The organism is Vibrio sp. R-1 (assembly GCF_035615595.1).
In the GTDB taxonomy this organism is placed as follows: Bacteria; Pseudomonadota; Gammaproteobacteria; order Enterobacterales; family Vibrionaceae; genus Vibrio; species Vibrio cholerae.
The window spans coordinates 1-4079 of sequence record NZ_WPDC01000148.1; the positions used below are offsets into that span (position 1 = coordinate 1).

General features: G+C 34.4%; 6 protein-coding genes. 3 read left to right on the plus strand and 3 right to left on the minus strand.

The features are described 5' to 3' along the window. Positions 1–508 precede the first annotated feature (508 nt). Both GOU96_RS16970 and GOU96_RS16975 read left to right on the plus strand, forming a co-directional pair. Positions 509–1240: a winged helix-turn-helix domain-containing protein gene (locus tag GOU96_RS16970; protein WP_152135351.1), complete on the plus strand. Its 732-nt coding sequence runs from the start codon at positions 509–511 to the stop codon at positions 1238–1240. After that, the gene (locus GOU96_RS16975) at positions 1191–1637 is read left to right on the plus strand and encodes a hypothetical protein (protein WP_152107271.1); all 447 of its coding nucleotides are present in this window, start codon (positions 1191–1193) and stop codon (positions 1635–1637) included. Before GOU96_RS16970 ends, GOU96_RS16975 begins: the two co-directional genes overlap by 50 nt. A 60-nt stretch (positions 1638–1697) precedes the next feature. Here the strand turns inward: GOU96_RS16975 and GOU96_RS16980 are convergent, their stop codons facing one another. The 3 genes from GOU96_RS16980 to GOU96_RS16990 all read right to left on the minus strand — a co-directional run bounded on the left by GOU96_RS16980 (position 1698) and on the right by GOU96_RS16990 (position 3701). Further along, positions 1698–2477: an EAL domain-containing protein gene (locus GOU96_RS16980; protein WP_152135350.1), complete on the minus strand. Its 780-nt coding sequence runs from the start codon at positions 2475–2477 to the stop codon at positions 1698–1700. A gap of 129 nt (positions 2478–2606) precedes the next feature. Next, positions 2607–3239 carry a hypothetical protein gene (locus GOU96_RS16985; protein WP_152136586.1) on the minus strand — a complete coding sequence of 211 codons (633 nt, stop codon included), beginning with the start codon at positions 3237–3239 and terminating at the stop codon, positions 2607–2609. Positions 3240–3347: 108 nt separating this feature from the next. Further along, entirely contained in the window at positions 3348–3701 is a 354-nt protein-coding gene (locus tag GOU96_RS16990; RefSeq protein ID WP_178088296.1) for a winged helix-turn-helix domain-containing protein, read from the minus strand. 102 nt (positions 3702–3803) lie between these two features. On the opposite strand from GOU96_RS16990, the gene GOU96_RS18640 reads away from it, so the two are divergent. Further along, a complete protein-coding gene (locus tag GOU96_RS18640) occupies positions 3804–3992 on the plus strand; it encodes an ATP-binding protein (RefSeq protein WP_420719703.1) in 189 nt (62 codons plus the stop codon). Positions 3993–4079 lie beyond the last annotated feature (87 nt).

The window sequence follows — 4079 nt, forward strand, 5'->3', positions numbered from 1 at the left end:
TATGCAGTAAATATACAGAGTGAATCTGCCTATCTCATAAAAAGTAGACAATCTAAACACAGACATTAGCGTTCACCAACAGTAGACTTCCCTGCAATGATCATACGCGGATATTCACTTCGACATACCAATAATAAAATAATAAATTTATTATAAAATACACTTAAATTAACCATATACTACAGATAGTTATATTAGTACGGACCAATATCTAAAACATTGTCTAAGAAACGACTAAGCACGGGTAGTTGATTGAGTTAAAGTTAGTCTCAAGTCTTATACCATTCACACAATAAAAAATTTGTTAGTGACTATACCGATATCAGTGATGCATTCACTGAAGAGCAAAGGATTATCACATTGATTTTAAAGACTAAATTTTACAGTAAAAGATTCACCATCGTTTTACATGACTTTCTTTGGCCTACGTTTTTATAAAAATCAGGTGATTGTAAAAAAAACAATTAATGAGTATTATTACTAATATGTCGACCGATGGCAGTAGCCTATGATGTTAGAGTTAGATATTACTTCAGGTGAGCTGAAATGGCAGTCAAAAAGGATCGCAAGATTAAACAAAAGTGAAGCGAGCATACTTGCATTTTTACTTAAAAATATAAATTATTTTTCCAGTAAAGATGACTTACTGTGCGAAGGCTGGCCGGGAAAGGTTGTATCACCCAACTCATTAGCTGTTGCCATTAAAAATATAAGACGAGCACTTTCAAATACCACCCCGGATTTTTCAATCGAAACAAATCATGGGCGTGGGTATACATTGCATGGAGATGCAAACACATTCAAAATTTCAAACAATAAAGAAAATATATCCCTCATAGAAAACCGTATTCATCAGACAGGATTCGAGATACAACAAGTTTATTCGGCACCGAACTCGAACGAAGAATTTAAGTCTGCACCAACAACTAATAATGATGTGCTAGCACCTTACAGTAATGAACAAACAGCAAGCATAAAGAACAAGTTGTCATCCACTGTAAAGCACATTGCACTTGCTTTATATGCGGTATTCATAATGTACTTAGCACTTGTGTTCAGACAAAATACAGGCGATCTTTACTGCTATGAAGTAGCAGAAAAAACAACAGCATGTGGCGTATTTTTCTTAAACACCCCTCAAATTGAAAAACTTAAAGCGTTACTACAAGGAAAAGATGGAGTTTATTTTTATGGCCAGAAAAATAATTCATCAGAGTTTAAAGTATATCGCGATAATTAGTTTTATTTATATCAATATCTATGTACTCCTTCCTTTTTTAAATGGTTTTGGGTGTGATTTCAAATCAGAGGCCAAGTATGAAAGCGTTACCTATTTAAGCACATGCAGAATGGGATATATAGAGTCTATTGCATGGAATAAAAATACGGGCGAGAAGAAACTATATCGTGGCGTACTAGCCAAAAAAAATGACGATATATTATTTTTCGTTATTCAATCAAAAGAGTTAAGTAAACCCATCGACAACTTTAATGATGGGTTAAACGCTAGACTCAGCGACACTCCTATCTTTTCAGCAAAACATATACATAAAAAAGATTTTGACCTTGTGTTAGTTAGGAACCCATCATTCTTCATTTACAAAACCAATCTTGTAGGTAAATTAGGATTCTGGTAATTCGTTCTTACAGTAATGATTGTCTATATATAATTATGTTGAACATTTATCTAACACTGGCTACAGTTTTTGATAATCAGCCTCGATTGAAAATAGCTTTAATGTTGAGTTTTGATCTAGTGGCTTTGAAAATAAATATCCCTGAGCCAGGGATATACCGATGCTCTTAAGTACTATAAAATCATCTTTTTTTTCAACACCTTCCGCGACAACATGCATACCAACCATTGATGCATATGTGAGAATGGATGATAAAAAATGCTGCATTAATCTATTATTGCTTATTCTATGAACTATTGTTTTATCCATCTTTATTGCATCAAAAATACCATTCCTTAACATTGAGAAAGACGAATGGCCCGCACCAAAATCATCGAGAAAAACCTTAACACCAATTTTTTTAATTTTATGTAAACCGTCCATAAAGGCATCAATATCAGAAATTGGTACAGCCTCTGTAACCTCAATATTCAAATGAAACTGAGGCACCTTGTGTTTAGATATCACGTTATTTAATAACCCTTCAACTTGTTTGGCGTTTGATATTATTTGAGATGGTGAAATATTCACAGTTACAGGAACCCCTGTATGCATTATTACACTAATCGCCTTCGAGACTATAACCTCAAATATCTCATGCATATAGCCATATTTTTCAGCCCAATTAATGATCTCATCAGTACTCACTATAGGGTGTCGTAGCAAAGCTTCGAATGAAATGATGCTCATATCATCTATGTTATAAATCGGCTGAAACACAGCATAACAGTCATTTATTACTTCACTAATGCTTAATGTTAGATAATGAGCTTCACAATTATGTTCCTTATTGTAATCCATACACACCTCAAACTCAGAAGATATTATTTATAGATCTAGCTATATCGTTATTAATAATATTATGTAAGTGTAAAACCATAAAATACCATTGCGTTATTACGTACAACTTTACGCTAAATAGCCATCCATTCAATAATTAACGCCCAATGCAAAGAAAGGTATCGAATATGCTAAATTTAGTTCATCACGGCTTTTAATAAAATCCAATATGATATTAATTCCATACTCTTCCTTCATCATAAAGCAAACATCCAAATAGGCATTAAACTCTATATAACTCAATGGCGGAGGACCCACTCTAACATATTTAAAAACACCTTTAGTTATAAAAAATTGTTCCTGATAACATCGTTTCCAATCGTAAGCACTAAAGCAAAACTCATAACCATAATCGCTGAGCAGATAAAGATATTTATATAGTGCCTGTTTGTTAGAATAATATGAGATAGGAGTATTGATATCCAAAACCAACGTAACACCATGGCATTGTAGTAAAACTAATTCACTAATCAATTTATCAGCAATGAATGGAATTACCTCAGCCTCCACTTTCAAGAAAAACTTACTTCCAGCCATATCTACATATGGCGATGTTCTAAGAAACTCATACAATAACGAAATATGCGTTTCATTCTTTATCTCTGACATCCATGAACCATTTAGAGCATGTATACTTTCTCCATCAAGCTCTCTCGATTGTAAATACACATCAAATATTTTGTATCCTTGGTCTCTAGGGCAAAGCTCTTTAATGTAAAACATGTCGACCTCAAATATACAATGCGCTTTTTTAGAGTAAATTAGATGCTAAAAAAGCATTAAATAAAACGTCGCTGAAAATATAATTCGCACGATTTTATCTCTACACGCCTAGTTAGCCTCTAATTTAAACCCAGATTTCCTGGGTTCAAAAATATATCCAGCCCCTGATATATTCGTTAAGCAAGAGCAGTCTTCATCTGCTTTTTTGATCATTTTTCGTATATTGGATAGTGCTACTGCCACAGTGTTATCACAGACAATTCTATGCGACCAGACAGCCTCTAAAATATCTTCTTTTGAAATAATCCGCCCAACGTTACAGACCAAGTAATTAAGAACATCGCGATCCTTTTTGCCTAGTCTTGCTCTCATCATATTCCCGTTGGTCATCTTATAGTCAACAACACCTGTCTCTAAATCGAATGAAATTCCTCTATTTTTATTTACCATTTTTTTATACATAAATATCAACTCCTATCAATAACATTCTCCTCGTGTGCCAAGACCTCTATCATCATGCGTTTTCAGTATAAAGTAATGATAGTAAAATAATAAATTCGTAAAATTTTTAACTTGTTTTATACCCAGCCGGTGGGAGATTGTGGCAGCCGCGGCACCGGCCTTGGTTTAGCTATTTCCCGCGCTATGATAGAAGCACATGGCGGCAAAATTTGGGCTTTCCCCGGCGTGAATAAAGTGGGAACCTGTATGCGAATCTCACTTCCTGTTGGACTTAACTCTCCGGAAAAATAATGGCTCATATACTCATTATTGATGATGAACAAGCGATTCGCCGCTTTTTGCGTATCAGCCTAATTGCTGAGGGGCATACGGTTACAG